Source organism: Luteolibacter sp., from assembly GCF_039920825.1.
GTDB lineage: Bacteria > Verrucomicrobiota > Verrucomicrobiia > Verrucomicrobiales > Akkermansiaceae > Luteolibacter.
Window position 1 is genome coordinate 148,850 of the sequence record NZ_JBDSCX010000077.1, and the last position, 24,337, is coordinate 173,186.

The 24,337-nt window shown below is 56.4% G+C and carries 27 protein-coding genes; 16 read left to right on the top strand and 11 right to left on the bottom strand.

The features are described from left to right. Positions 1 to 55: 55 nt before the first annotated feature. Positions 56 to 1,459, bottom strand: a complete 1,404-nt coding sequence (gene cysS, locus ABIQ96_RS21995) for a cysteine--tRNA ligase (protein ID WP_348216794.1) — start codon at positions 1,457 to 1,459, stop codon at positions 56 to 58. Between the two features lie 78 nt (positions 1,460 to 1,537). Further along, entirely contained in the window at positions 1,538 to 1,807 is a 270-nt protein-coding gene (locus ABIQ96_RS22000; protein ID WP_348216795.1) for a PEP-CTERM sorting domain-containing protein, read from the bottom strand. A gap of 147 nt (positions 1,808 to 1,954) precedes the next feature. On the opposite strand from ABIQ96_RS22000, the gene ABIQ96_RS22005 reads away from it, so the two are divergent. The 5 genes from ABIQ96_RS22005 (at position 1,955) to ABIQ96_RS22025 (ending at position 5,033) form a co-directional block, all read left to right on the top strand. After that, positions 1,955 to 2,503, top strand: a complete 549-nt coding sequence (locus ABIQ96_RS22005) for a hypothetical protein (RefSeq protein ID WP_348216796.1) — start codon at positions 1,955 to 1,957, stop codon at positions 2,501 to 2,503. A gap of 94 nt (positions 2,504 to 2,597) precedes the next feature. After that, complete coding sequence (locus tag ABIQ96_RS22010) at positions 2,598 to 2,915, top strand: Hpt domain-containing protein (protein WP_348216797.1); 318 nt, start codon at positions 2,598 to 2,600, stop codon at positions 2,913 to 2,915. A 495-nt stretch (positions 2,916 to 3,410) separates the two neighbouring features. Next, positions 3,411 to 3,890, top strand: a complete 480-nt coding sequence (locus tag ABIQ96_RS22015; protein ID WP_348216798.1) for a hypothetical protein — start codon at positions 3,411 to 3,413, stop codon at positions 3,888 to 3,890. 6 nt (positions 3,891 to 3,896) lie between these two features. Beyond that, the gene (locus ABIQ96_RS22020) at positions 3,897 to 4,412 is read left to right on the top strand and encodes a YbjN domain-containing protein (RefSeq protein ID WP_348216799.1); all 516 of its coding nucleotides are present in this window, start codon (positions 3,897 to 3,899) and stop codon (positions 4,410 to 4,412) included. A gap of 42 nt (positions 4,413 to 4,454) precedes the next feature. Beyond that, positions 4,455 to 5,033 (top strand): acyloxyacyl hydrolase, encoded by a 579-nt coding sequence (locus tag ABIQ96_RS22025; RefSeq protein WP_348216800.1) that lies wholly within the window; start codon positions 4,455 to 4,457, stop codon positions 5,031 to 5,033. Positions 5,034 to 5,049: 16 nt separating this feature from the next. Here ABIQ96_RS22025 and ABIQ96_RS22030 read toward each other — a convergent pair whose 3' ends face one another. The 3 genes from ABIQ96_RS22030 to ABIQ96_RS22040 form a co-directional block, all read right to left on the bottom strand. Continuing rightward, positions 5,050 to 5,475 carry a hypothetical protein gene (locus tag ABIQ96_RS22030; RefSeq protein WP_348216801.1) on the bottom strand — a complete coding sequence of 142 codons (426 nt, stop codon included), beginning with the start codon at positions 5,473 to 5,475 and terminating at the stop codon, positions 5,050 to 5,052. Between the two features lie 232 nt (positions 5,476 to 5,707). Further along, positions 5,708 to 7,408: a dihydroxy-acid dehydratase gene (gene ilvD, locus ABIQ96_RS22035; RefSeq protein WP_348216802.1), complete on the bottom strand. Its 1,701-nt coding sequence runs from the start codon at positions 7,406 to 7,408 to the stop codon at positions 5,708 to 5,710. 92 nt (positions 7,409 to 7,500) lie between these two features. Next, positions 7,501 to 7,986, bottom strand: a complete 486-nt coding sequence (locus tag ABIQ96_RS22040; protein ID WP_348216803.1) for a hypothetical protein — start codon at positions 7,984 to 7,986, stop codon at positions 7,501 to 7,503. A 186-nt stretch (positions 7,987 to 8,172) separates the two neighbouring features. On the opposite strand from ABIQ96_RS22040, the gene ABIQ96_RS22045 reads away from it, so the two are divergent. Continuing rightward, on the top strand, positions 8,173 to 9,366 hold the full coding sequence (locus ABIQ96_RS22045; RefSeq protein WP_348216804.1) for a metal-dependent hydrolase: 1,194 nt from the start codon (positions 8,173 to 8,175) through the stop codon (positions 9,364 to 9,366). Positions 9,367 to 9,370: 4 nt separating this feature from the next. On the opposite strand, the gene ABIQ96_RS22050 is transcribed toward ABIQ96_RS22045, so the two are convergent. Both ABIQ96_RS22050 and ABIQ96_RS22055 read right to left on the bottom strand, forming a co-directional pair. Further along, on the bottom strand, positions 9,371 to 12,991 hold the full coding sequence (locus ABIQ96_RS22050) for an Amuc_1099 family pilus-like system protein (protein ID WP_348216805.1): 3,621 nt from the start codon (positions 12,989 to 12,991) through the stop codon (positions 9,371 to 9,373). Between the two features lie 20 nt (positions 12,992 to 13,011). After that, positions 13,012 to 13,548 carry an RNA polymerase sigma factor gene (locus ABIQ96_RS22055; protein ID WP_348216806.1) on the bottom strand — a complete coding sequence of 179 codons (537 nt, stop codon included), beginning with the start codon at positions 13,546 to 13,548 and terminating at the stop codon, positions 13,012 to 13,014. 129 nt (positions 13,549 to 13,677) lie between these two features. On the opposite strand from ABIQ96_RS22055, the gene ABIQ96_RS22060 reads away from it, so the two are divergent. Both ABIQ96_RS22060 and ABIQ96_RS22065 read left to right on the top strand, forming a co-directional pair. Continuing rightward, positions 13,678 to 15,642 carry a hypothetical protein gene (locus ABIQ96_RS22060; protein WP_348216807.1) on the top strand — a complete coding sequence of 655 codons (1,965 nt, stop codon included), beginning with the start codon at positions 13,678 to 13,680 and terminating at the stop codon, positions 15,640 to 15,642. Between the two features lie 180 nt (positions 15,643 to 15,822). Then, positions 15,823 to 16,245 (top strand): type II secretion system protein, encoded by a 423-nt coding sequence (locus tag ABIQ96_RS22065; protein WP_348216808.1) that lies wholly within the window; start codon positions 15,823 to 15,825, stop codon positions 16,243 to 16,245. A gap of 184 nt (positions 16,246 to 16,429) precedes the next feature. Here the strand turns inward: ABIQ96_RS22065 and ABIQ96_RS22070 are convergent, their stop codons facing one another. Genes ABIQ96_RS22070 through ABIQ96_RS22085 form a run of 4 tightly spaced genes read right to left on the bottom strand, consistent with a single transcriptional unit; the run spans position 16,430 to position 18,141 of the window. Next, positions 16,430 to 16,999 carry a pseudouridine synthase gene (locus ABIQ96_RS22070; RefSeq protein ID WP_348216809.1) on the bottom strand — a complete coding sequence of 190 codons (570 nt, stop codon included), beginning with the start codon at positions 16,997 to 16,999 and terminating at the stop codon, positions 16,430 to 16,432. 4 nt (positions 17,000 to 17,003) lie between these two features. Further along, positions 17,004 to 17,342, bottom strand: coding sequence for a DMT family protein (locus ABIQ96_RS22075; protein ID WP_348216810.1), 339 nt, complete (start codon positions 17,340 to 17,342; stop codon positions 17,004 to 17,006). A gap of 41 nt (positions 17,343 to 17,383) precedes the next feature. Continuing rightward, on the bottom strand, positions 17,384 to 17,866 hold the full coding sequence (locus ABIQ96_RS22080) for a TspO/MBR family protein (RefSeq protein WP_348216811.1): 483 nt from the start codon (positions 17,864 to 17,866) through the stop codon (positions 17,384 to 17,386). After that, on the bottom strand, positions 17,863 to 18,141 hold the full coding sequence (locus tag ABIQ96_RS22085; protein ID WP_348216812.1) for a hypothetical protein: 279 nt from the start codon (positions 18,139 to 18,141) through the stop codon (positions 17,863 to 17,865). Before ABIQ96_RS22085 ends, ABIQ96_RS22080 begins: the two co-directional genes overlap by 4 nt. Before the next feature lie 131 nt (positions 18,142 to 18,272). Between ABIQ96_RS22085 and uraH the strand changes: the two genes are divergently transcribed. The 8 genes from uraH to ABIQ96_RS22125 all read left to right on the top strand — a co-directional run bounded on the left by uraH (position 18,273) and on the right by ABIQ96_RS22125 (position 24,130). Beyond that, the gene (gene uraH, locus ABIQ96_RS22090; RefSeq protein WP_348216813.1) at positions 18,273 to 18,596 is read left to right on the top strand and encodes a hydroxyisourate hydrolase; all 324 of its coding nucleotides are present in this window, start codon (positions 18,273 to 18,275) and stop codon (positions 18,594 to 18,596) included. A gap of 12 nt (positions 18,597 to 18,608) precedes the next feature. Continuing rightward, positions 18,609 to 19,829, top strand: a complete 1,221-nt coding sequence (locus ABIQ96_RS22095) for a M20 family metallo-hydrolase (protein WP_348216814.1) — start codon at positions 18,609 to 18,611, stop codon at positions 19,827 to 19,829. A 723-nt stretch (positions 19,830 to 20,552) separates the two neighbouring features. Further along, complete coding sequence (locus ABIQ96_RS22100) at positions 20,553 to 20,846, top strand: type II toxin-antitoxin system HigB family toxin (protein ID WP_348216815.1); 294 nt, start codon at positions 20,553 to 20,555, stop codon at positions 20,844 to 20,846. A 7-nt stretch (positions 20,847 to 20,853) separates the two neighbouring features. Further along, entirely contained in the window at positions 20,854 to 21,273 is a 420-nt protein-coding gene (locus ABIQ96_RS22105; RefSeq protein ID WP_348216816.1) for a transcriptional regulator, read from the top strand. Positions 21,274 to 21,639: 366 nt separating this feature from the next. Then, on the top strand, positions 21,640 to 21,837 hold the full coding sequence (locus tag ABIQ96_RS22110; protein WP_348216817.1) for a hypothetical protein: 198 nt from the start codon (positions 21,640 to 21,642) through the stop codon (positions 21,835 to 21,837). Between the two features lie 81 nt (positions 21,838 to 21,918). Continuing rightward, positions 21,919 to 22,635: an FRG domain-containing protein gene (locus ABIQ96_RS22115; RefSeq protein WP_348216818.1), complete on the top strand. Its 717-nt coding sequence runs from the start codon at positions 21,919 to 21,921 to the stop codon at positions 22,633 to 22,635. Positions 22,636 to 22,639: 4 nt separating this feature from the next. Next, positions 22,640 to 23,152 carry a YfbU family protein gene (locus tag ABIQ96_RS22120; protein ID WP_348216819.1) on the top strand — a complete coding sequence of 171 codons (513 nt, stop codon included), beginning with the start codon at positions 22,640 to 22,642 and terminating at the stop codon, positions 23,150 to 23,152. A 117-nt stretch (positions 23,153 to 23,269) separates the two neighbouring features. Continuing rightward, complete coding sequence (locus tag ABIQ96_RS22125) at positions 23,270 to 24,130, top strand: SEC-C domain-containing protein (RefSeq protein WP_348216820.1); 861 nt, start codon at positions 23,270 to 23,272, stop codon at positions 24,128 to 24,130. Positions 24,131 to 24,337: the final 207 nt, after the last annotated feature.

Consider the following 24,337-nt stretch of genomic DNA (forward strand, 5'->3'; position numbering starts at 1 on the left):
ATGGAAAACCCGACGCCCCCTCAAACGGGTCGGCATTGCGGCAATGAAACGATCGTCAAGCCGCAGGCAGCGGCTCAAGGCTGTAGCTTTCTTTCCCATCTTTCACGAGCCAGCCTTCCTCGGCGAGCCGGGCACGAAGCGTGTCGGATTCCGCCCAGTTTTTGGCGAGACGCGCCTGCCAGCGGGCTTCGGCGATGGCTTGGATCGACTCGGGAATGGCACTGGAATCATGAACGGCCTCTTCCGGCAACGTGAGTCCGAGCGCACGCAGGACGCGGTTGAAACCAGCAAGCGCGGCAGCGGCCTCAACACCGGTTAGAGCAGAGGCATCACGGAGTCCGGTGAAAAGTCCGCCGAGGGCGCAGGGGGTGTTGAGATCATTGGCAAGACTGTCCCACGCCGCCTGAAAGGGGCCGAAATCCGCCGATGTTAGACGGGCATCCGGATCGGCATTCGCTGCGAGGTGACGCGCGCCTTTCGCCAGCTTCGCGAGCGCCTCGCGCGCTCCGGTTAGAGAGTCGAGTGTGAAATTCAGCTGCTTGCGGTAGTGCGCCCCGATCAGGACGTAGCGGACTTCCATGGCGGTGTGGCCTTTCAACGCGAGGTCATCCAGCGTGTAGAGATTGCCGAGAGACTTGGACATTTTTCCCCCATCGACCAACAAGTGGGTGATGTGGAACCAGTGTTCGGCGAAGTGGCCGCCGCACGCGCATTCGCTCTGCGCGATTTCATTTTCGTGGTGGGGGAAAACAAGATCGATGCCGCCGGAATGGAGATCGAAGGAATTGCCCAGATACTCCTGAATCATCGCCGAGCATTCCAAATGCCAGCCCGGCCTCCCCTCGCCCCAAGGCGACTGCCAGAAGTTGTCACCATCGTCCGGCCGACGGCTTTTCCAAAGGACGAAATCCGATAGACTGTCCTTTTCATACTCGTCGGAGTTGGACCGCGCGTTCTGGGTTTTCCCGATGTCCAGCTCGCGCTGGTCCAAGCGGGAAAGACGGCCGTAACCGGGAAACGAGGAGATCTTGAAGTATACCGAGCCATCTTCGGACGCGTAGGCGTTGCCCTTTTCCACCAACTTTTCGATCATCGCGATCTGCTGCGGGATGTGCTCGACGGCACCGGGCTCGATGTGTGGCGGCAGCAGGCCGAGCTTCTCGCAGTCCGCGTGGAATTTCGCAGTCCAGCCGGCGGTGAACTCGGTGAGCGACTTCCCCGCCTTTTGGGAATCCCGGATGGTCTTATCGTCCACGTCGGTGATGTTCCTGACATGAAGCGTGCGGAACCCTCCGGTTTCCAAAGTGCGCCGAAATACATCTTGAAGCACGAAAGTGCGGAAATTCCCAATGTGCGCCGGACCGTAAACCGTCGGGCCGCAGCAATAGAACCGATAGGTCGAGCCGTCGATGGGTCGCAGGTCGCGTTCGGTCCGGGAAAGCGTGTCAAAAAGCCGCATGGCGCGGTTTAAGGAGCGGGAGGCTTGGAGCCAAGTGGAATGATCGATGCGCGATGAAATAGCAGCAGGGATCGCCACTCATGTCCGTTTCCGATGAAGCACCAGCAGCAGCGCGGCGAATCCCACCAGCGAGACCACTCCGGGCTCAGGCACCGCCTGATTGGCGACATCGACATAAATCACCTCCGGAGCGCTGCCTTTTGAAATCACCTCCACCGGGATCCGGGAAACCGTCGCGGGCAGCGGAACCGCGCCACCAAAGGAAATCGTATGAATCTCAGGCCGCGCCTCTTTCACAGGCGTCCTATGGAGTACCCACAGTCCGACCGCCGGCGATGCGACGAGCATTCCGAACAACAGGCCTTTTATTTTCAAAACCCAAGACACGACCCACCCAAGGTGCTTAAATTTTAAAAATAATCAAGTTTTATGAAATACATTTATAGATTTAGGGGATTGGGTTTCCCGGCGGTTCGCTGTAGATTCCTCTCACAAATGGAGCGGGCGCATGACGAGCGGGTAAGGCAAGTCGCCATCGGAGCAGGGATTTTGATCCTTCTTGCGGTGTCGATCAGCGGGCTGCTGCTGGGTTGGCGGTATCTCCCCGGCCTTCTGGGTGAATGGGTTGGAACGATGGTCGGCGTCATGAGCACGCCTTTTTTCCTGGAAGGATCATTCGTCGCTGTCGGCCTGATGATTGTCCTCTTCGTGAATATCTGGCGGCGACACAAGGAAGGCGATGAGTTCGTTTATCTGGAACAAGTCTCCGGTCCCGATCTGCCGAAAAATTTACCCGAGCAGGCGAAATGGGCAATCTACCGGGAAAAGCCGTTGGACGCGGAGGAGCCATCCGCTTTCGCCCAAGCGGAGGGAGCGTATTTCATCGGTGACTACCCGGCGGCAGCCGAGTGGATTGGCACGCTGAGCCAAGAAGAATTGCGGCAGCCTGAAACGCTGGAATTGCGGCTGAAATTGGCCCGTGCGACTGGCCGTACGGATCTCGCAAGTGACTTGGAATGTGAGATCCGCGACTTAAAGTCGTGATCAACTGCGCTTTTGAACATTACGCGATTATTGCCTTCAAAAAACGTGCTCAAACCGGCTTAAACTGAGGGCTGTGAATCGTGATCTCGAACCCATGAATACGGCGAATTTTCTCAAGATGGCCCACGGCGATCTGCCCGGTCTGCGTCAGTTGGCTTTTGACTTTTTCAATGACACCCGCCGCCAGATGACCGGCTGGTTGGCCCTCATCGAAGCCGGAAATTTCAAGCAACTTCGCGACGATCTCCATCGCTGCAAAGGCGGAGCCTCGCTCTTCGGGCTGGAGCGAATCGTTGCAATGATCGGGTCTGTCGAGAGTCCGGAAGCTCTTGAAAGCCGGGGATTTGACATCGTGAATTTCGAGAACGAGCTGACCGCAGCAGAGAGTGCCGTCGTCGCGATGACGGAATGAGAACAACAGTCCGCTAAAAAATCCTCATGCTGCGCAGATTCACGGGTTCCGACATCGACTCATGCGTTGACCTGTTCGTATCCACTTTTTCTCAACCGCCTTGGAATGAGGAGTGGGATCGCCATACAGTCTATCTGAGGCTCGACCAGATCATCAGAACGCCCCAGTCACTCGGTGTTGTGATCGATGGTCCTGGCATCAGGGGATTCGCACTCGGGTTCTCGGAGCCCTGGCATGAGGGAACACATTTTTATTTGAAGGAAATGTGCATCCGCCACGACCACCAGAGGCAGGGTCTTGGAACCCAACTCATGGATTTTCTGACTGAAGAACTTCGCGAACGAAACACCAAACGGATTTACCTTTTGACCGCCAAGGGTCATATTTCGGAGTCATTTTATTCGAAGATCGGGTTTTACACGAGCCCCAAAATGATTCTCATGGCCCGTCGGATCGATTCCAACCCCGATCAAGACACCGCTTCGGACTAGAACGATGGCAGGCAAGATTCAATCCCCGGAAAAAGAGCTGCGATTCACCCGTTCCGGACAAGCGAGCCTGTTTTGGATTGCGTCCGCCGTGCTCACCGCGGTGGGGATTACGATGCTTGCGACCGCTGTTTACCGGGATTTCGGTCCGCAGCTTGCACAGCTCTGGACCTTGCTGCCCTTCTCCTTCGCCGCGTTCATGGCGCACGCGGCCATTAAACTGACCCGACACGCCTATTTGATCCTGACGCCGCTTGGCATTGAGATTTTCCCATTTTTCAAGCCTGCCGACGGAATGCGGCTCATCCTCTGGCAGGAGATCGACCACGCCGAAGTGGATGAAAAAACCACCCGCCTCACCCTCCATCACGATGCGGAAAAAACCTCGGGCATTCACCTTTCGCTGACTCCGATTCGCGCCGACCGGCGGACCTTGCTTGCCAAAGCCGTCATCGGGCGCGTATCTCCGCCCGCCGCGAACGGCTAAAATCACATGCGCACCCATTCCCGACAAATCCTCACGGTGGAAGAAACTTTTGGCCAAAACGGCTGGCACTGCGAACTCGTCGAGGGCCGCGATGTCCTCCGTGCTGGCTTCGACGCCCACCACACGCGCATCGACATGATCGCACAGGCTTATCCACAGTTGAACGCGTTGACCGTGGTTTCCGAATCTCCGATGCCGCTCGACGAAGCGCATCTGCATCCCGTCCTCGAACTGCTGGCCCGCGCCAACAAGCAACTCACACTCGGCGGCTTCGAGTATGATCTGGATCGGGAGTTCCTCGTTTTCCGCATCACCAATTTGTTCGAACGGGAAAAATACGACAGCGACATCATTTCCTCGATGGTCCACTGCGCCATCGCCGAGTTGGACCGCATCACGCCCTACGCCGCCATCGTCCGCGACACGCCGGAAGATCTGCTGGACGATCTCGATCTCAGCCGCCTGTTGATGCGCGAGGACATCATCCCGCCCGTTCCCGGCGACGAGGAAGAGGAGTATTGAATCGTTCTCGACCGGCTACTGCCACCCCACTAATCCTAGCCCATGAAGATCCTTTCCTTGCTCTGCCTGCTGACGATTCCTGCTCTGGCCGGCGAGCCCGCCCGCCACGCATCGGACACTTGGGAACTCACCCTGGAAAGCGGCTATCTCTGGAATGTCGGCAACAACACCGACATCGATTACGAAATCATCCCTACCCAGCTCACCCTCCGCTCCCCGGTGGTGTGGACACTGTGGGAGGACGAGGCGGGCGCGAAAATTGTCGTTAGGAACCGTTTCTCCGCGTTGTTCGAGGCGATCACCCACGGCCCGGAGGACACCTACATCGGCCTCGCCGGAGCGCCTTCCGTCGAATACTGGTTTCCCTCTCAGAAAACCTCCGTCTATTTCTCGATCGGCGGCGGCTTCGGCTGGACCAACAGCTCCGGCGGCGACCAGGGACTCGGCCAGGATTTCACCTTCAACTGGTTTACCCAGCTCGGCATCCGTCAGAAAATCACGGAAAACGTCTCGCTGTTAGCCGGCCCCTACTTCATCCACCACTCCAACCTCGGCCTCACTGACCCGAACCCCGGCATCGACGCCTTCGGATTCACCGTGGGGTGCGCTTGGACGTTCTAATGAAAATCCGCTGCGTCTAGGGTTTCCTGATGCGACTCAGAATCCCCAGTTCCCGGAAGCCCAGCGGACTGTGCCGGGTGAAAAATGCATCCAGAACGGTGAAGGCGGCTTCGGCGGTGGCCAGGCGCGCGTCGTAGATGGCTTTGTCCGACTTGAGCAGATCGGCTTCGGTCATGGCTTCGATGAGCTGGCGTTTCTGCCAGACTTTGGATTGAATGAATCCTACCAGATCGCCAAGACAGTCGAGGGCGTAGCGGTGGTCGTCGCTCGGTTGATTTCTAACGATGAGGTCACAGACAAAAGCGTGGCAAAGCGGCGGCCGGCCGGTGGTGAGCTTGCAACCGGTGCAGCCGAGGTAACCGGATTTTTTATCGAACGTCTGCTTTTCACCGTGCACGGCTAGCAGGAACGGGCTCTCAAAGGCTTCCCGACAGATGTCCACGCGGCAGCAGGGTGTTTTACAAACTCCGCAGAACGGCCCGCACACTCCTTGCATCAGCTTTCCGACTTTCAACTCGAATGAACGATAGGATTCCAGCGTCGAGTTGAATTCGGAAGCGGTGATGGTTTTGGATGTTGGAGGCTGGAGCTCCCGATAAGGAGTAACGACCTTATTGTCGTTTCTTCGTTAGCAGGAGTTGGAAGAGAAGAAGGGACAGTAAGGTCCCTGCTCCTCACAGATACTTGTCCGTCACCGCACCTTCGCTGGCGGTGGAGACGAGCTTAGCGTATTTTGCAAGAACGCCGCGGGTGTAGCGCGGGGCGGGCTGGACCCAGGCGGCCTTGCGCTTGGCGATTTCCTCGTCGGAGATCTTCACATCGATGCGGTTGTTCACGGCGTCGATGACGATTTCATCGCCTTCCTCGAGAATGCCGATGGTGCCGCCGAGGAATGCTTCCGGAGTGATGTGGCCGACCACGAATCCGTGGCTGCCGCCGGAGAAACGTCCGTCGGTGATGAGCGCGACATCCTTGCCGAGGCCGAGTCCCATGATGGCGCTGGTGGGCCCTAACATTTCACGCATACCCGGTCCGCCCTTCGGTCCTTCCAAGCGGATGACGATGACGTCGCCCTTGTTGATTTGCTTGGCGAGAATGGCTTTCATGGCGTCGTCCTCGGAGTTGTAAACGCGGGCCTTGCCTTGGAAAAGTTCGCCTTCCTTGCCGGAAATTTTCGCGACGGCACCGCCTTCTGCTAGATTTCCGTAGAGGATGCGGAGGTGGCTGTCCTTCTTGAGCGGATTGTTCACCGGGCGGACGATCTCCTGACCTTCCGGATAGGGCTTCGCGAATTTTTCCAAATTCTCGCGCATGGTGCGGCCGGTCACGGTCATGCAATCACCGTGAAGCAGGCCGGCATCCAGCAGCATTTTCATCAGTGGGAGCGCGCCACCGATATTCACCAAGTGGGCCATGGCGAACTTTCCGGAAGGCTTGAGGTCGGCGAGCACGGGAACGTTTTTGCCGATGCGCTCGAAGTCATCGATGTGCAAATCCACTCCCGCCGCGTGGGCCATCGCCGGGAGGTGAAGGCAGGCATTCGTCGAGCCGCCGAGTGCGATCAGCACAGTGATGGCGTTTTCAAAAGCTTTCTTCGTCATGATGTCCCGCGGCTTCAAGCCGAGGTTGATCAGGTTGAGCACGGCGGCTCCGGCGTCGAAGCAGTCGCGCATCTTGTCATCAGAAATCGCCGCCTGCGAGGAGCTGTTGGGAAGCGACATGCCGAGCGCCTCGATCGCGCAGGCCATGGTGTTCGCGGTGTACATGCCGCCGCAGGAACCGGGACCGGGGATGGCGCACTTTTCGACGGTTTCCAGTTCCTCATCGGAATATTCGCCGTTCGCGTGCTTGCCGACGGCTTCGAACACGGAAACCACGTCGAGGTCCTTTTCCTCGCCTTTGATTTTCGCGCAACCGGGCAGGATCGTGCCGCCGTAAACGAACACGGATGGCCGATTCATGCGGGCCATCGCCATGACGCAGCCGGGCATGTTTTTGTCACAGCCGCCAATCGCGACGAAGCCGTCCATGCCTTCGCAACCGACCACCGTCTCGATGGAGTCAGCGATGACCTCGCGGGAAACGAGCGAATATTTCATCCCCTCGGTGCCCATGGAAATGCCGTCCGAGATGGTGATGGTGTTGAAAATCACGCCTTTTCCGCCGGCGGCATCCGCGCCTTTGGACGACTCGATGGCGAGCTTGTCGATGTGAATGTTGCACGGCGTGACCTCGCTCCAAGTGGAGGCAATGCCGATGTGGGGCTTGGAGAAATCTTCTTTTTGGAAACCGGTGGCATAAAGCATCGCGCGGCTGGGCGCGCGGTCGGGGCCATCAAGCATCAGACTGGAAAACGGGCGTTTGGTATCATTCATCGCGGGCGGAGCATCTTGCCGTTCGGGGGGCGGCGTCAAGACTCGGAGATTTTTCCGCAGCCGGGCGAGAATTTCGCTCCCGGATCCTCTGCTTAATGGCGGTACAATGCCTCCAGCCAACCCTTATTTACATTTTGCTGCAGATCACTTCGCATCGGGGTAATCATTTCGAGCACCACGACATGGTCCTGAAGTCGAGGAATCAGATTTTCCACGATGTATGCGCGAATTTCGTCGGTCATCCCGGCGTCACTCAGAGCTTTTTGAGACGCGACCAAGGCCAGCTTCTCGCCCTCGACAAGCGTCTCAAGCGCCGGAAGATCCACCAAATTGCCAATCGATGGCAATTTTTGAGGCGAAGGCGGAATCAGGTCGGTAAATGCCTTGCCGCTGTAATCCACATAAGCACCCAGCTCAGCAGCGCTTTTCTCATGGTTTGCAAGAATCGTCGCGATCAAGACTTGGTAAGGAGATCCTGTAAATCGCTGGACCGCTTCCGTGTAAGTGCGGATCAACTGTAACTCGTCCGCCAAAAGGCGGCTGCAAGTTCGGAAGCAGTTGGATGTTTTTCCGTTCATGGGTTCGGGTGGTAAGTTGCTAACACCTTCCCAGCACCGCCCGTTCCTAACGCAGTCGCGTGATTTTCCGCGATTTAACCGGAGCCAGCTCATGCAGATCGCCCCATCAGCATGCTTTTTGCATTCGCCGGTAGGGCGGAAATTTGGGGCATCGCACCGTTTTTCAAAGAATGACGCCTTGCAGCCGTGGTAACCCTCAAACTTTCGGATTTGCGAACGGAAATTTTCCTCCATCGTCGCGACGTGGATTGGATTACGCAGGCGGCGCTGGGCGCATTGATCGGAGAACTAATGATGGGCAAGCGGCTGGGAAAGCTGGCGCTGGCTTGGGGGGCGCTGTTCGGCGTGATGCCGGAGCTGCTGGAGCTGTTTTTTTCGCCGGTGCTGGACACGGCGCGGGAGTTGGCCTGCCGCCGCGCGCTGGCGCATTCGCTGCCGCTGATGGCGCTGGGATCCTGGGGAATCGCGCACGGGCTGGCAAAACTCTGGAAGCGGGAAAAAATCAGCAAGGGCGAGGCCGGGTTGTTCGTGTTCGCGGTGTGGTCGGCGCACGTGCTGGTCGATTGTTTTTCCACGGAAGGCTCCGCGCTGTTGTGGCCGCTCCTAAGCAAGCGGGTGACTTTCGATTTTCTCTATCGAATCGATTTTTTGTTTACAGCTCCCCTGCTCGTCACCGCGGTGTGGCTCGTATTCATCAATGAGCAGAAGCCGAAGAAAACCCGCGGGAAGAAAATAGCGCCCGTGTCGAAGCGGAAGAAGATCTGCTATTGGGGGCTGGGACTCGCCGCCGGTTACGCGCTGCTGGCATGCGGGATGAAATTCATCGCATCATCCGGCTTCGATGCGGACCTCGCCCGGCGCGGTACGAAATTCAGCCGCCGGATGGAATCCCCCACCCCGTTCAATTTCCTGCTGTGGCGATCGGTAGTGGACCGGGACGTCGAACTATGGGTCGGCTATCGGACGATTTTCGAACGGCACGACACACCCGTTCGATGGACCATCTATCCGAAGGGAGCTGACGCGCTCGCCAAGGTGGCCGATCTGCGGGAAACCAAAACGCTGACCTCGGTCACCGACAACTGGTGGATCGCCCGACCTAACATAAAAGGTGCGTGGCTCGGCGATCTGCGGTTCTGCGAGACACGGACCTGGGGCAGCAGGAAGGACGCGGTGGACAGCCGGCTGGCGATTTCCTGGCTGATCGACACGAAACACGACGGCGATCATCTGCGGGAAATTTTCCCCAACGAATCAGCCCCCGGCGACCTCATGCGGATGGGCAGGAGAATCACCGGAGACCGGGAAGCGTGGGAGGCGAATCCCAGACTGGCAGGAGCGGAAGGCAGTCTTCCGGAATTCCTGCCTGTCGAGGAGTAACCGTTCAGCGATTGCCAGGAACGACTTCCGCAGGTGCGGGAACGATGCGGGGATTTCCTCCCAAGTTCCCTTCCCGTCCATTGCCGTCCGTCACGTCGAATGGGTTGCGATCCAGCTCGGTTGACTTCAACCCCAGAAACCCTTCAAGGGTAGCAAGGAGCTCTTCAATGGTTTTGCCCGGCGGATAGTTATAGACGACCGGAGCGCTGCGCTTGCCATCCGCATCGTAGAAATAGACGACTTTTTGCACAGGCATTTCCCTGCCGGTATCGGGACTGACTCTTTTGACCCGCGAGTCGAACATCAGTTCCTCCACCAGTCGGCCAGTCTCCTTGTGATACCCGTAGCTGACCCTGAAAATTTCCTCTCCCCGTGCGTCGGAGATCCTGGTGTCCAGGGGATTTCCGGCATCGTCCATTTTGTAAACCGTGACCATCGCTAGGCTGCCATTCGCCGAGTAGGTCTTTCTAACGAGACTCCTCTTATCCGGAGAGCGGACAAAGACGGAGCGGGAACCATCTTGATGACGGATGACGCGGACGTTCGGGCCGTCCACCTCCATGTTCTCATCCGCATTCCTGACGGGATCTTTCTTGGAAACGGACGGGGTGATGTGCCCGAGCTTTTCCACCAGTCCTACAAACTCCGTGCGGTCTTCCCTCGCATCGTCGGCGAGGCCGGATTTCGCGAGAGTGATCACCTGATCCCAACTCACCTCCTTCGCCTCGTCATTGCCGCGAAGCTTCATGCCTGACAATGCGACTGCGGCGGCGAATTGGAAATCGCTGTCCGTCCTTTCCAGTGACAGAGGGTCTCCTGCCAGAGGAAACTCGATCTTGCTGCTTTCGTTGCCGTCAGGGTGCTTGTAGCGCAATTTCACCGTCAGCCATTCGTTGGTGGTGGCTGGCTTTTCTGCAGCTTGGTATTTCAAATCATCGGTGCTCGACGCCCCCGGCGGTGTCAGTTCGTAGAACGCGGTGACCGTGTGGCCCGCGCCGATGTCTCCCGCATCGACCTTGTCGTTGTTGAAATCCTCGTTGCGGAGGACGCGGTTGGCATAGCCGATCAGGCGATAGCCGCCGACCTTCGCGGGATTGAACTCGACCTGGATTTTCAAGTCTTTCGCGATGGTCACCAGCGTGCCTGATAGATCCTGAAGGAACACCTTGCGGCCCTCGGCCTCGGAATCGATGTAGAAATAGTTGCCGTTTCCATCATGGGTGATGGCGTCCATCATCTCGTCGTTGAGATTTCCCGAGCCGAAGCCAGCGACCGTTAGATAGACCCCGCCTTTCGCGCGCTCCTTGACCATTTCCACCAGCGGCTTCCCGGTGACACCGACGTTGAAATCCCCGTCGGTGGCAAGGATCACGCGGTTCACGCCGCCTTCGATTTTCTGCTCCATGGCGAGTTCATAAGCGCGCTTGATGCCCGCGCCGCCGTTGGTGGAACCACCGGCTTCGAGTTTCGACAATGCTGTCAGCACCTTCGCCCGCCCCTCTTCATCCACGCGGGTCGAGGGCAAAGCGACACCTTCGGATCCCGCATAGACAACGATGGCGACCCGGTCGCGTTCATCGAGCTGGCTGACCATGGTTTCCATCGATTGCTTGAGCAGTGGCAGCTTGTCGGGACTCTGCATCGATCCGGAAACATCCACGAGAAACACCAGATTGGAGGCCGGACGATTGCCAGCATCGATTTCACGGCCCTTGATGGAAATGCGGGCGAGTTGGTGGGTCGGAGCCCACGGGCAAACCGCCAGAGCGGCACCCACAGCAAAGGGCGCATCTCCTTTCGGTGCCTGATAGTGATACTTGAAGGCGTTGATGAACTCCTCGATGCGCACGGCATCCTTGGGAATTTCCCGGCCCTCTTGGATCATCCGGCGGACGTTAGAGTAGGACGCGGTATCGACATCGATGGAGAAGGTCGAAAGCGGATCTTTCTCCGAGGTCTTCCATGGTTGGTCGATGAAGGTGCCGTAGTTGTCGCCGGAGGTTTGTTCGGGAGCTGAAAATCGATCCTCGGCAGGGAATCTTCTGTTTTCCCTTTCGAGCCTCGCCAATCCTGCTGTCCGGTTCTTGTCCATGGCATCGTTTCCAGCAAGTGCTTCAGGTGCTGGTCTGGTATCGAATGGAGAATCATTCCAGAGACGGGAATACGAGCCTAACGGTGCCTTTTTAGGAACACTGCCTTCACCTGTTCCGGATCTTCCGGCGGCCATTCCAGCTCCGAATCCTTTACCTATCCCTGATCCTCCTAAACCACTACCTGCTCCCATATCGTCGAGTCGCGCGATTTCTGGCAATGACTCCGGCTCTGGCAGCGCTGGTTTGGAATCTACGGTCATTCCAAGCACGGGTGGGAGTGCGTCCACTCTGCTGCTCGCGACCGTTTTCTTGTTCAATCCACCGGCAACGATCTCCGACCGCTCCAATTTCGCCGAATTCGCTCCGTCGACGTATCCGGATCTCGCAGCAAGTTCAGCCTGCTTCAGCTTCATCCCCTGCAACAGCTGCTGATCGGTTTCAAAGTCCCTTTTTGCATCAACATAGTCCTGTGCATCGAGCCCGCGCATGATCGCTTCTTCGGGGATATGACCCCGAGGGCTGCCAGCCGAATTCTCAGCCATGGCCGAAAGAGCCCCATCAGCGGGCATCGCCCCCTTCCTGATCTCCACCATTTTGCCGCCATCGACAATTTCAACGATAACGCCTGTCGGGGTGATCGATTTCAATAAATAATCCTTCTTCTCGCCGCCTGGCGGAAGGGAGAAAGCCGTGTTTTCCTCCACTTTAAATTCCTTTCCCTCCACGCCGGTTGCTCCGAGCGAGAACACCGCGGTCCGGTCATATTGCAGGAACTCGTTTTTGCGCTGGTCATTCAGCGGGGACGGGAATTCATAGACTGTCCCCTTCTTGTTGGGCCACTGATCCTCGATGCGGACGATCGTGACATCCCGCTCGCTCTTCGTCGCTTTGCTTATTTCCCGGCGGACTTCCGAACCGAGGAGCTTAAAGCGGTTGGCCATCGGTCCCGTGAGGAAGAAGCTGTCACCGGGACCGATCAACTCCGCCGGGGCCCTTTTGTTCGTCTGGCGGGAGGAGTCCTCATATGTGATGGGAAATCCGCCGTCCGCGCCAAAGCCCGGGCGAAGCACCCAAGCGCGGCTCTCATCCTTCACATACATCAGCTTCCCGATAAGAGACGGGAGGAGTTCCACGTTTTCGCCGCTAGCCGGCGCCGCGGCGATGGTCGCCAACACCTTCCGGCGTTCCTCGACCTTGTCCTCCTGATAGTGGATGGCCGTGTTGAGTTTTTCTAACTCCAGCGCGGACTTCTCCTTTTCGGCGTTCTTTCGATCAGTCGCGCTAACAGTCGCTCGCGGGTGCCGGTTCTGCAACGAAGACCAGACGAAACCTCCCGCTGTCAGCGCGAGGCCTGCCGCGATGGCAAAGCGGCCGTAGTGTCGTGCTGCCGGACGCTTTGCCGCGAGCGGCGCTCCGTCATCGACGGCGTTTTCGATCTGTTGGAGAAACGCCTCGTCGGGTCCATGGGCCTGCTCGCGGAGCAGTTCATCGAGCAGGCGGTCTTCTGGCGAGTTTGTAAATTCGGATTTCATGGCGATAAAAATGTTAGGATTCAAGGGTTGGATTCAAGGCACTGGCGGAGCGCCGAGCGGGCGCGTTCGAGGCGTTTGCGGAATGTCGCGGGAGGGATGCCGAGCGAGGTCGCGGCCCCGTCACCATCGCGGTCTTCGTCGTAGTAAGCCTGGACGGCGGACGAAAGCGCTTCGGGTAATTTCGACCGGCAATCTGCCAACCGATCCAGCAGCCCGGACTCGCCATCACCAGCACTCCAGGCGCGAACGGCTTCTTCCAGCCTCACCAACTCCGGATCATCGAACGCCACCTCACGGCGATGCTTGCGGCAGTCCTCCCGCCATTTGTTGCGGACGATTCCACGCAGCCACGAACCGAAGTCGCGGGTCACATCGAAACGGCCGATCGTTTGCCAGGCGGCGACGAATGCGTCTTGGACGAGTTCGCGCGCCCGCTCGGGATGGCCCGCCAGCACCCGGGCGTAGGCGAGAAGCGGCTGGTGGTGATCATGGATCAGTTCGGAAAATCGGCTACGGTCCATGTCGGGTGGTGAATAGGCAATGGCTAAAGGTTTCATCGGATTTCACCAGTTATTGATTTCCACAGGCCGGAATGTGACATCGAAGCGGGATTATTTTCAAAATCCACGGCCAGCCGGACAAAATCAGCGCTTTCGCGAAACCGGGAATCCGTTATGATCCACTCAGTGAAAGTCCTTTCCGTCCTCCTCGCGGCAACTCTGGCCGCACAAGCCGCACCGAGTGATCCGGGCAAGGTGGCCATCGATTTCCTCGAAAAAGTGAGGGACCGGAAACTCAATCTCGACCCGGGTGGCGACACCGCCCTTTCCGCCCAAACGGCGGTGGAAAAGCGCCGCCAGATCGCCAAGCGCCTCGAAAAAATGGCCCGCGATCTGGGCACCGATCCGCTGGAAGTCGGCGCGATCAAACTCGACGAGGATTTCGCCGCCGTCCTCATCCGCAAGGTCGGAAATTTCGATCCCAGCCACTTGCAGGTGTTTCCCGTGGCATTGGTCAAACGCGACACCGGCTGGGAAGCGGCCCCGGTTCCGGCATCATTTGAGAACTCCGGCGCGGGATACGCCATCGCCCTTCAGAAACGCATCGAGCAGTTGGAAAACTGGATGCTCCGGGAACAGGTCGTGGATTTGGAAAAACTCCGAGTCCAGTCCAACAGCCGAATGCGCGGCAAGATCGAAGCCAGTTTATCCGAAACGGACCTGCGGAAATTCGACGTGGAAAAAACCGGCAACCGTTTTCTAACTGCCTGTGAGACCGGCGACCTGGGTTCCCTGCTAGGAGTCCTCGGCGGCTTGAGTGGCAAACTTCCGGACGACTGGTCCGCCCGGCTGAAGTCCGCGGAAAACGCCATCACCGCAGGCGCCGCGGCACCGCGTCCGTGGCGGCTGATGGTGAGCCCGGATGTCGCGCGGGTCGTGGTCGATCACGAAACGGACGGCGATACCGGCTTGGTTTCCATCGGATGCCTGGATCCCGTCGGCATCGACGGCTCTCCGGCGCGCATCGAAGTGATTTATTTCCCCCTTTCGAAATCCAGCGACGGGCTATGGCGCATCGATCCTCCGGCTTCCTACCTTCACGAGAAGGAAAAATCACCGGCTGGCCAAGCGAACCCGAGAGCTGGCAATGCCACGGATACGGATCCTGCTAACAGCCCCGCTGCTGATAAGGAGAGCCTTTTCGCCGGCCGCTGGACTAAAACCCATCCAACCACACCACAGCCGAGCGCGGAGCTCGCCGCCCAAGCGTGGCTTGCAGCCTTGCGGGAAGGAAGCTTCCAATCGTTCCTTGCGATTTCAAAACTCGACACCACACCTGAAACCACCGCCAAAGCCTGTGCCAGGGCCGCACAAACCTGGTGGACCATCCGCGGCGGTTCCGCCGATCTCGTGATGCCTCTTTCTTTCAAGGCGGACGAATCCCGCGCCGCCGGCATCTATCAGTTCTTCGCCGCGCGGGATCCCGACAAACTGGATGCGCGTCCCGTCTATTTCGAGAAATCTCCCAATGGCTGGCTTTGGACTCCCGTGCCATCCAAGGAAAGCAGCGACGGATTCAAGACATGGGTCGAAACCGAAACCAAGCATCTGCCGGATGACTGGCAGCGGCAGGTTCTATCCGCTTGTCCGGTCGTGACCGATGTCGATGGTCTCGAGGCATCTACCGAAGAAGAGACTCGGAAATGCGTGGGTGATTGGCTCGATGCCATCCGCCACGGCGACGTGAATGCGGCGATCGCGCGGATCGCTTGTCTGGACTCCCCTCGCAGTGGCGCCGCCACCCTCCAGAATCTGGGATATGAAATCGCAGGCTCTCGCGGAAAACCGGAATTGCCCCCGATCACCGGCGTCTATCAGTCGAAGCCGTGGTCCGCGGCTGGAGTAAAAATGGATCGCGACGGCAAATCCACTTACCCGCTTTACACAGTCGTGAAGACCGCACAAGGCCCCCGCATCCTGGTGGAGATCGACCTGTTTTCATCCGGCAACCGCGGCCGTGATTTCCTCAACAATGACGCGCTCGTACGCCTCGGAAAATCGACCACCGAAGCCGCGGAAACGGCATTGCGGGACCTTCTCAAACAGCATCAGGCCGGAGTGGCGCAAAGTTCCGAAAAAGGTTCGAAGTAGCCAGTACCGACGTCCTGTTTCCGGACATATGGGCTAAATCCACGCAAAATAGGGCTCTGTGGCCGCTTATGGGACTAGATTTCGGAAAATACGATTGATTTTGCACGAATTATTCACCCTTCTTAGCCGTGAACCAAATGTAAAGTCATGCTCTCTCGGATCATCAAGGAAACTTTAGCAATGTCGAACCCCGTTCGTCCCTCCGGACGTAACGGAAAGTCCGGCATGACATTGCTGGAAATGACCGTGGTGATTCTGGTGCTGCTGACACTCATCAGCGTCATGTTCTTCGGGGCCAAGGCTTGGAAACGCGGTTCGGATCGCGCCATGTGCATCGTCCTCATTCAAAACGTGCAAAAGGGCGTCCGCAGTTTTTCCAACCTCAACGGTTACGCGCCCGGCGACAATGCCACCAACCTGCAAAACCAGGTGATCGGAATGGGGAAATTTGTGGAAAACACACCGATCTGCCCCGGCAATGGCACCTACAATTTCGGTGTCGCCTTCGGTGTCGACACGATTCCCCCCGAGGGCGAACTCTACATGCAGTGCTCGCTAGGTACCACGGAGAAGCACGAACCGGAAAATCATTCCGAATGGTGATACCCACGCGATCGCGTGGGTTGTTTATGTCCGGAAATCGTGCTTTTATTCCGTCATCAATTTCCCCAGCCCCCTCCCGTTGTTTCTGAGACTCGGAACGTGGGGCTCCCCCCAGCATAGTGTGTGTAACTGCCCCGGTCGCCCCCCAGTGATCGGGGCAGAGGGAAGGGAAAAAAGCTCTAGGCTACTTTTGCCAGATCCGTGCGATGTCGCCGGATGCGAGTGATTCCCAAGCACCTTGCGCCAACCCTGCGCCGTCGAGCTTGCCGATGGCCACACGGATCAAGCGGAGTGTCGGAAATCCCACGGCTGCCGTCATCCGGCGCACCTGGCGGTTTTTCCCTTCGACCAATTTCAACTCCAGCCATGAAGTCGGAATTGCCTGGCGAAATCTAACCGGAGGATCGCGGGGAGCCGCTTCCGGTTCGTTTTCCAACAATCTGGCGGAACATGGCAGCGTGCGATGGCCCTGAATCACCAGGCCGCCACGCGCGAGTCGCGAAACAGCGTCAGCTGTCGGGACACCTTCGACCTGCGCCAGATAAGTCCGCGGGTGGGCGGTTTTCGGATCTAGCAAGCGATTATTGAATCCGGGTTCGTCACTGAGCAGGAGCAGCCCCTCGGAATCCATGTCCAGCCGCCCGACCGGATAGACGCCCGCTGGAAATCCGAAATCCGCGAGTGTTTTCTGGCCCGGTTGATCGGGGGTGAACTGGCACAGCACGCCATACGGCTTGTGAAACGCGATGACCATCGGGCTATTTCCGGAAAATGAAAAACGCGGCACCTGCGAGACAGACGCCCGCACCAAGATAGTTCCAGGTGATTTTCTCCTTCATGAAAAACACCGCGAACGGCACGAACACCGTTAGAGTGATAATTTCCTGAAGGATTTTCAACTGCCCGAGATTGAACACCTGCGAGCCAATCCTGTTAGCCGGAACCTGGATCATGTATTCGAAAAAGGCGATGCCCCAGGAAATGAGCGCGGCGACGAGCCACGTTTTATCGCGAAGATCGCGCAGATGGGCATACCAGGCGAAGGTCATGAACACATTGGAAAGGGTGAGCAGGGCTATCGTTTTCAAACCAACCATGCGCGACAGCTAAGCCCTGCCACTCCGCTCCGCAAGTCCGACTATCTTCCGTTCAGCCAGAAAAATCCGGCGTTGAGATAAGCGGCGTAGCTGACCCAAAGCCAGTAAGGAACCAGCATCCATGCCGCAACGATGTCGGATTTCCGAGCCAGTTGGATCGTCGAAACCAAGCCGAACCAGAGTGCCGCGATGACCAGCAGCGCCACATCGATCCGATGCACGCCGAAAAACACCGGAGTCCAGATCAGGTTCAAAGTGAATTGCATCGCGAAAACCCAAACCGCAGTCCATGCCTTCAGGAAAACCAATCGTCCCAACGCCATCCCCATCAGCAAATACAACACCGACCACACGGGCCCGAAAACCCACGGCGGCGGCGTGCCCGGTGGCTTGGCGAGTTCCTGATACCACGTGTCCGATCCACCCACGGTCGAGAGACCGGATGCGGTTCCGAGGCCCAGGCACAGCAACGCACACCCCAGCGGCCACAGCCATTTTCCCGGCGAGTTTCCGGTCGGATTCACGCTTCAGGAATCACGAATCCCTTGCGCTCCCATTTGCAGCGGAAGGGCGCACCGGCGTCATTCGGCTTCCAGCCGTTCGCGTTTCCGAAATCAATCGCCGCCGTTACCATGACGTAACTCACCACCTTCGGCAGCTCGCCAACCAGCGGTTGGCCGTTCACCGGAGCGCTTGCCTCGATGACAATCTCGTTCGTCCCGCGCCGGTTCTGCATGATCCAGCGGTATTGGACATCGTGGTGATTGATGATTTTATAGCCTTTTTGAGGAGGGGGCATTTGGATGGGGAAAAGGGAAATTTGCGTCGTCGCGGCGGGAGTCTGCGCGAATCGCGGCCGGATGAGAATGCTTATATGCCGGATTTCACGGGTCTTGCATCCCGGCCCGCCATCTGCTCCCCTTTTTCCCGATGGGAAAACTCACCACGCACGTTCTCGACACCGTCTCGGGAAATCCAGCCAACGGCGTCCATCTTCAGCTTTATCGCGGTGCCGAACTCCTCGCCGACACCATCACCAACGCCGACGGACGCTGTGACGCCCCGCTCCTCGACGACGCGATTCCCGGGGAATACCGGCTGGTTTTCCGGATGGGCGACTACTTCAGGGCACAGGGAATCGCCTCGCCGTTCTTGAATGAAATTCCGATCCACTTCAGCATCGAGCCCGGCCGGAACCATCACGTTCCCCTCGCCTGCTCACCCTACTCCTATTCCACCTACCGTGGCAGCTAAACGATTCGCCTGATGTCAAAAACTTTGGAAAACGCTCTCGCCCGGTTGGATCAACTCGGCCTCATCTCCGACTCTCCGTCCCACCTCGTCCGCACGTTCCTGTCTCCCGCCAACCTGCTTGCCGCCAAGGAAGTCGCCGGTTGGATGACGGGTCTGGGAATGGAAATTTCACACGCCGCCGACGGCACCGTCCGCGGCATCCTGCCGGGTTCCGATCCCGCGGCGAAACCACTTTTGTTAGGATCGCACATCGACACCGTCATCGATGCCGGGAAATACGATGGTCCGCTTGGAATCATCGCCGCCCTCGCGGCCCTCGAGAATCTCCAACAGGAAAACATCACCCTCCCCTTCCCGATCCACCTCCTCGCATTTTCCGACGAGGAAGGCACCCGCTTCCAGACCACCTACCTCGGCAGCCGCAGCATCACCGGTCCGCTCGATTCCACCACGCTCGCCACCCGCGATGCGAACGGCGTCACCATCGCCGCCGCCATTGAAGATCACGGTTGGAACGTCGGATCCACCATCATCCGCTACACGAAAGGCCAATGCCGTGGTTATGTCGAACTCCACATCGAACAAGGACGCGTATTGGAAAAAGCGGGAGAGCCCTGCTGCGTCGTCTCCGCCATCGCCGGACAATCCCGCCTAACCGTCAAGCTGAACGGACGCGCCGATCACGCCGGCACCACTCCCATGCCGATGCGCCGCGACGCGCTAACAGGCGCTGCGGAATGCATCCTCGCCGCCGAATCCCTCGCGAGAACCCACCCGCCGCTCGTCATCACGGTCGGAAAAATCCAGATCCACCCCGGCGCATCGAACTCGGTCCCTCAATCCGTCAGCTTCACCATCGATCTCCGCCATCCCGAGGACGCCGCCCGCCACCAGGCTCTCGCCGAGCTCCAGGAAACCTTCAACCAGATTGCCAACGGACGCTCGCTCCGTTTCGACTGGATCCCCGTCCAGGACAACGACGCCACTCCCTGCGATCCCGATCTAACCCATCACTTGATGGATTCACTGGAATCCATCACCGGCTCCCGCCGCACCCTCGCCAGCGGTGCGGGACACGACGGCGTCGCCATTTCGAAAATCTGCCCCATCGCCATGTTGTTCATCCGTTGCCGCGACGGTCTCAGCCACCATCCCGAGGAACTCGCATCACCCGAAGACATCCGGATCAGCATCGAGATTCTCACTCATTTCCTGAAATCCCTCGCTTCCTAACGAGCCACACCGCTCCCACCGGAAACACCGCACCGGCCACTCTGCCAAATCCTATCCAGGAGCCCGACAAGACATCTAGCCCACGAAAAAGGCATGAAGGAAATGCTCAAGGAATTCACCAAAGCGGTAGGGTAACCCCAATCTGAGAGGACCAACCGCGAATGGACGCCAATGGACACGAATGGCTGATGGATTGAGCCGAATTCCGCTCCTGAAACCAGGCGGAATTCTACTCAAGGTGATTTTCCCAAGCCAAATGATTTGGATTCGCGTCCATTCGCGGTAAAAATCAAATATGAGGTCGCTCTGACCAAAGCGGGATCAGAGTTTTACGTCCCGGCCTGAACCTGCTACTTGTTGCCAATGATTCAGCCTGAACAACTGGTTGGAGGGGAGTGGGCGGACTGGTATCGCCTCACTCCTGTCCAACGCTGGGCGGAATCTGAAAAACTCTGGCAAACCTACATCGCACTAGGAGGAAGTCTTGATCCCGAACCCGATACTCAAAGTCCTTTCTTCGATGCGCAAGCACCGCGTCCAGTGCCTGCTGATGGGCGGCCAGGCGTGCGTGTTCTACGGCGCGGCCGAGTTTAGCCGGGATACGGACCTCCCGGAGAGCTCTTACCCGGTATGAGCGCGAAAAGGAAATCTTCCGAAAAACAAGAAAGTTCCCAAAAAGGGAACTCCAAGCTTGACCCCACTCACAAGCCGGAGCAGGGTGTCATGCGAATCATCGAAGTGAAAACCCTGCGGGAATTCTGGACCACTCACGCCGATGCCGAACAAGCCCTCAAATCCTGGTTCAAAGAAGCCACCGCCACACGTTGGAACGGCCCCAATGACATCAAGCAGCACTATCCTTCGGCAGACATCCTCCCTGGCAATCGCATCATCTTCAACATCAAGGGCAACACCTATCGTCTGATCGTAAAAATGCACTACAACACCGGCATCGTTTACATCCGTTTCGTGGGCACCCATGCGGAATACGACAAGATCAACGCCGCAACCATCTGAGCGAACCATGAAACCTGGAATCATCAAAAACGACGAAATGCATGAAAAGGCACTCGCCTTGGTGGAATCCCTGATGGATGCCGAACCGGGATCTGAACAGGAAGGAGAACTCGAACTCTGGTCCCTGCTCATCGAACAATACGAGAAGGAGCACTATCCCATCAGCGCTCCCGATCCCATCGAGGCAATCCATTTCCGCATGGATCAGCTCGGGCTCAGACAAAAAGACCTGGAGGAATTCATCGGTCAAAAGAGCAAGGTGTCCGAGGTCATGAATCGCAAACGACCTCTCAGCCTGCCGATGATTCGGTCACTCAGCATCCACCTCGGAATTCCCGCCGCAGTCCTGGTGCGCGAAACTCCATTGTCGCCGGGTAAGACTGGGTCGTCATCCGCTCGCAAAAGAAGACCCGCAGCCGCCTCCTAACGATTTGAGCACCGACACCCTGCTCGGAACCAGCAAACCGCAATCCTGACATCCCTCTCGCATCCCCGCTCCTCCTCTGCAAATCCGCCAAAAAGACCATCGTCGAACTCACGCTGCAAAAAGACGCCAACATCCACGCCCGCGAATACCAACTCTACCTGCCTTCCAAGGAGCTGCTGAAGCAAAAGCTCGGCGAATGGAGCGCCGCCGTGACCGGCTGAGGCCCACTTTGCGAACTCCCGTTTCTGATCACTGCTCACTCGCCACCTCTTCCCTGAAAACGGCAAACTGAAAACTAGCAAACTTCTTCTCCTCCACTTCCCCATTGCCCTCCAAGCCACCGCTTGCTAGAACCCACCCAAGCCCATGATCTCCCTCCTGCCATCCCAAGCTCTTCCCCGCCGCTCGATGAAAATCAGCGAGGACGTCCGCCAATACGCCGCCCAGCAAGGCATCTCCGAAGAGGAAGCCCTTGAAAATGGCATGGAGGACAAGAGCAGCAATTTGCCAATGCACGTGCGGAGGTCTATATTCCGAGGTGATTGGGTAATACTTTCAAAATAGCGGGCTACATGTTGGAAACATAGGCTCCAGACAAAAATCATCTATTCTAGATTAGCTAAAAACCAACACAACCAATCACTAATGAGCGAATGGAATAGCTTTCTAGCCGAGGTAAAGCAGGCAGAATCCGAACTCGGAAACCCGAAAGAAATTTGGTACCGAGGGCACTCCCAAAAAGATTGGCTTTTAACTCCTAGTTTGATGCGTGAGTCAGACTGGGAAAGAAAGGAAAAAGATCTCTTTATCGAATTCAAGAAAACAGCTTCTAGACTATTCGAAAAGCGCACGAGCGATTGGGAAACGTTATTTGACATGCAACATTACTGGATTCCGACTAGACTGCTTGATTGGACGACCGTGATGGGTGTGGCCATCGCGTTCATCTTGCACAATGATTACTCCACTCCAGAAGATAGCGCCTTATTCATTTTGAATCCCACTGATCTCAACCGCCTTAGTGGAAGAGATGAAGTGATTAACGTGCCCGAGGACAAAGGATTTGATTACCAAAAAGTCTATTGGGATAACAATCCAGTAAGGATAGACAAGCCGCTCGCAATCCGTCCGGGGATGATAACCGACCGACTTCAGGCCCAAAAGGGAATGTTCACCGTTCACGGCACACTCGCATCAGGCTTTGAAAGCGTCGCAGCGAACTGCGTAAAAAAGGTGATCCTTCCCAGCGCAGCAAAAGCGGAGGCCCGAACTTTCCTAAAATGGGCAAATCTTGACGAATACACGATATATCCTGACATCGTAGGAATGGCTTATCACATAAAACGAAAAATCTTACTCTAATTCTATGGATCTAGAAATTTCCAAAAAAGATCGGATTATCCTGATCAATCAATACCGAATTTTAGCGAAGCTTGAACCCAATGAATCGGAGCGACTTGAAGAATTAATCGAAATCCTGGAAAACGGATATCGATTATTTTACTCAATGATTGACGAATGGATATCAGATGACATGCCGGAGGATCGAAGCATTCTCGTTCTCGACATTCTTGGTATCTATCGAATTATCGAGGACCATAAACGTCTGGTATCCAGCCAAGCGGTGATGGAGCATTCATTCCATTTCTTTCCTGGATTTGACGGAAACAATGAATCGGAGTACCTAAGTTTTTCGAGATTTTTGATCGAAAAACAGGGTAAATTTACTGAGCAAAAGCCCTACCTCAAAAGAAACGATAATTTGAATAGCCATTTACCCATGGTGCCGAAATATCGGAAAATGGTAAATGCATGGAAGTCAATGGGATCGGCATATCATCTCACTGAGCAGCAAATACTTTCAATCTTAGATGCCTGAATGCATGGGCAAAGCATATCTCAATCCCATCATACAGTGAAAGGAATTTGCAGGCTATGCGAGCAAGACGCTGATCTCCAAGAAAGTCACATTATTCCAAAATTTGCAATTCGGTGGATGAAAGATACCGGGACAGGATATTTCCGTCGGATTGCAAATCCCAATATTCGCTTACAAGATGGTGCTAAAATGCGGTTGCTATGCCGAGAATGCGAGCAGCGTTTCTCAGAGCCTGAAAGTTACTTCGCATCAAAATTATTTAGACCATTTTTGTCTGGGCAACGAAGAGTAAATTACGACAGTCGCCTTGCCTATTTCGTAGTCTCGCTTTTGTGGAGAGCCCTACAGCGAAATAGAAATGAAGCCCTTGAGACTACCTTTTCTCGCCATGAAGAGCTTTTTCTAGCAGAAAAAGAATGGAGGGAATATCTACTAGGGCGCGGTTCATTGACTAGATTCAATCATTTTCATATCTTCATTGCGGATATTACTGTGGAGAATCCACCAGGAGCTCCGAAGTTCAACCAATATTGTGCTCGGGCATTTGATGTGACGTTTTTTGAACTCAGCGGCAATTGCTATGTCGTTGTCAAATTTTCCCGCTTCTTTTTCGTAGGAATGTTATCGCCATACTCTGATGCCGACTGGGTCGGAACACGAATTGATTGTGACGAAGGCACGCTTTCAACACCCCAGGAAATCCGTGACGTACTATTCGGCAGTTGGTTAGTGGCGAGAGCCAAGTTTGCCTACGAGAAATTTGATTCAGCAATTAGCAGCAACCAACTACAAGTAATCAGTGATCATATTGGAAAGAATCTGCCTAGACTGCAGCGTTCAGATTTATTTCGGGTAATAAATGCAGACTTTTCTGATCACGAGCGAATTCTCTCTTCTTCAAAAATGCTTGGTCGCAACGATCAATGCCCATGCGGGAGTGGCCAAAAATTCAAAAAATGCCATGGCTCCGGACGGTAAATTTAGACACCGCCCTAATCGAAAGGGTCAGTCGAAAGGGTCAGTCGAAAGGGTCAGTAGTATCAGTCGATGGGGTCAGTCCCGAATGGCACTGACTTAAGCGAGATTTCGGCGAAAGGAGTGGTCGGAAATCCGGTGATCAGGTTGCTTCTCGTGTGACCTCAAACCAACCCTTCCTCACCGGATTTCCTACGCAGATTTGTGGCC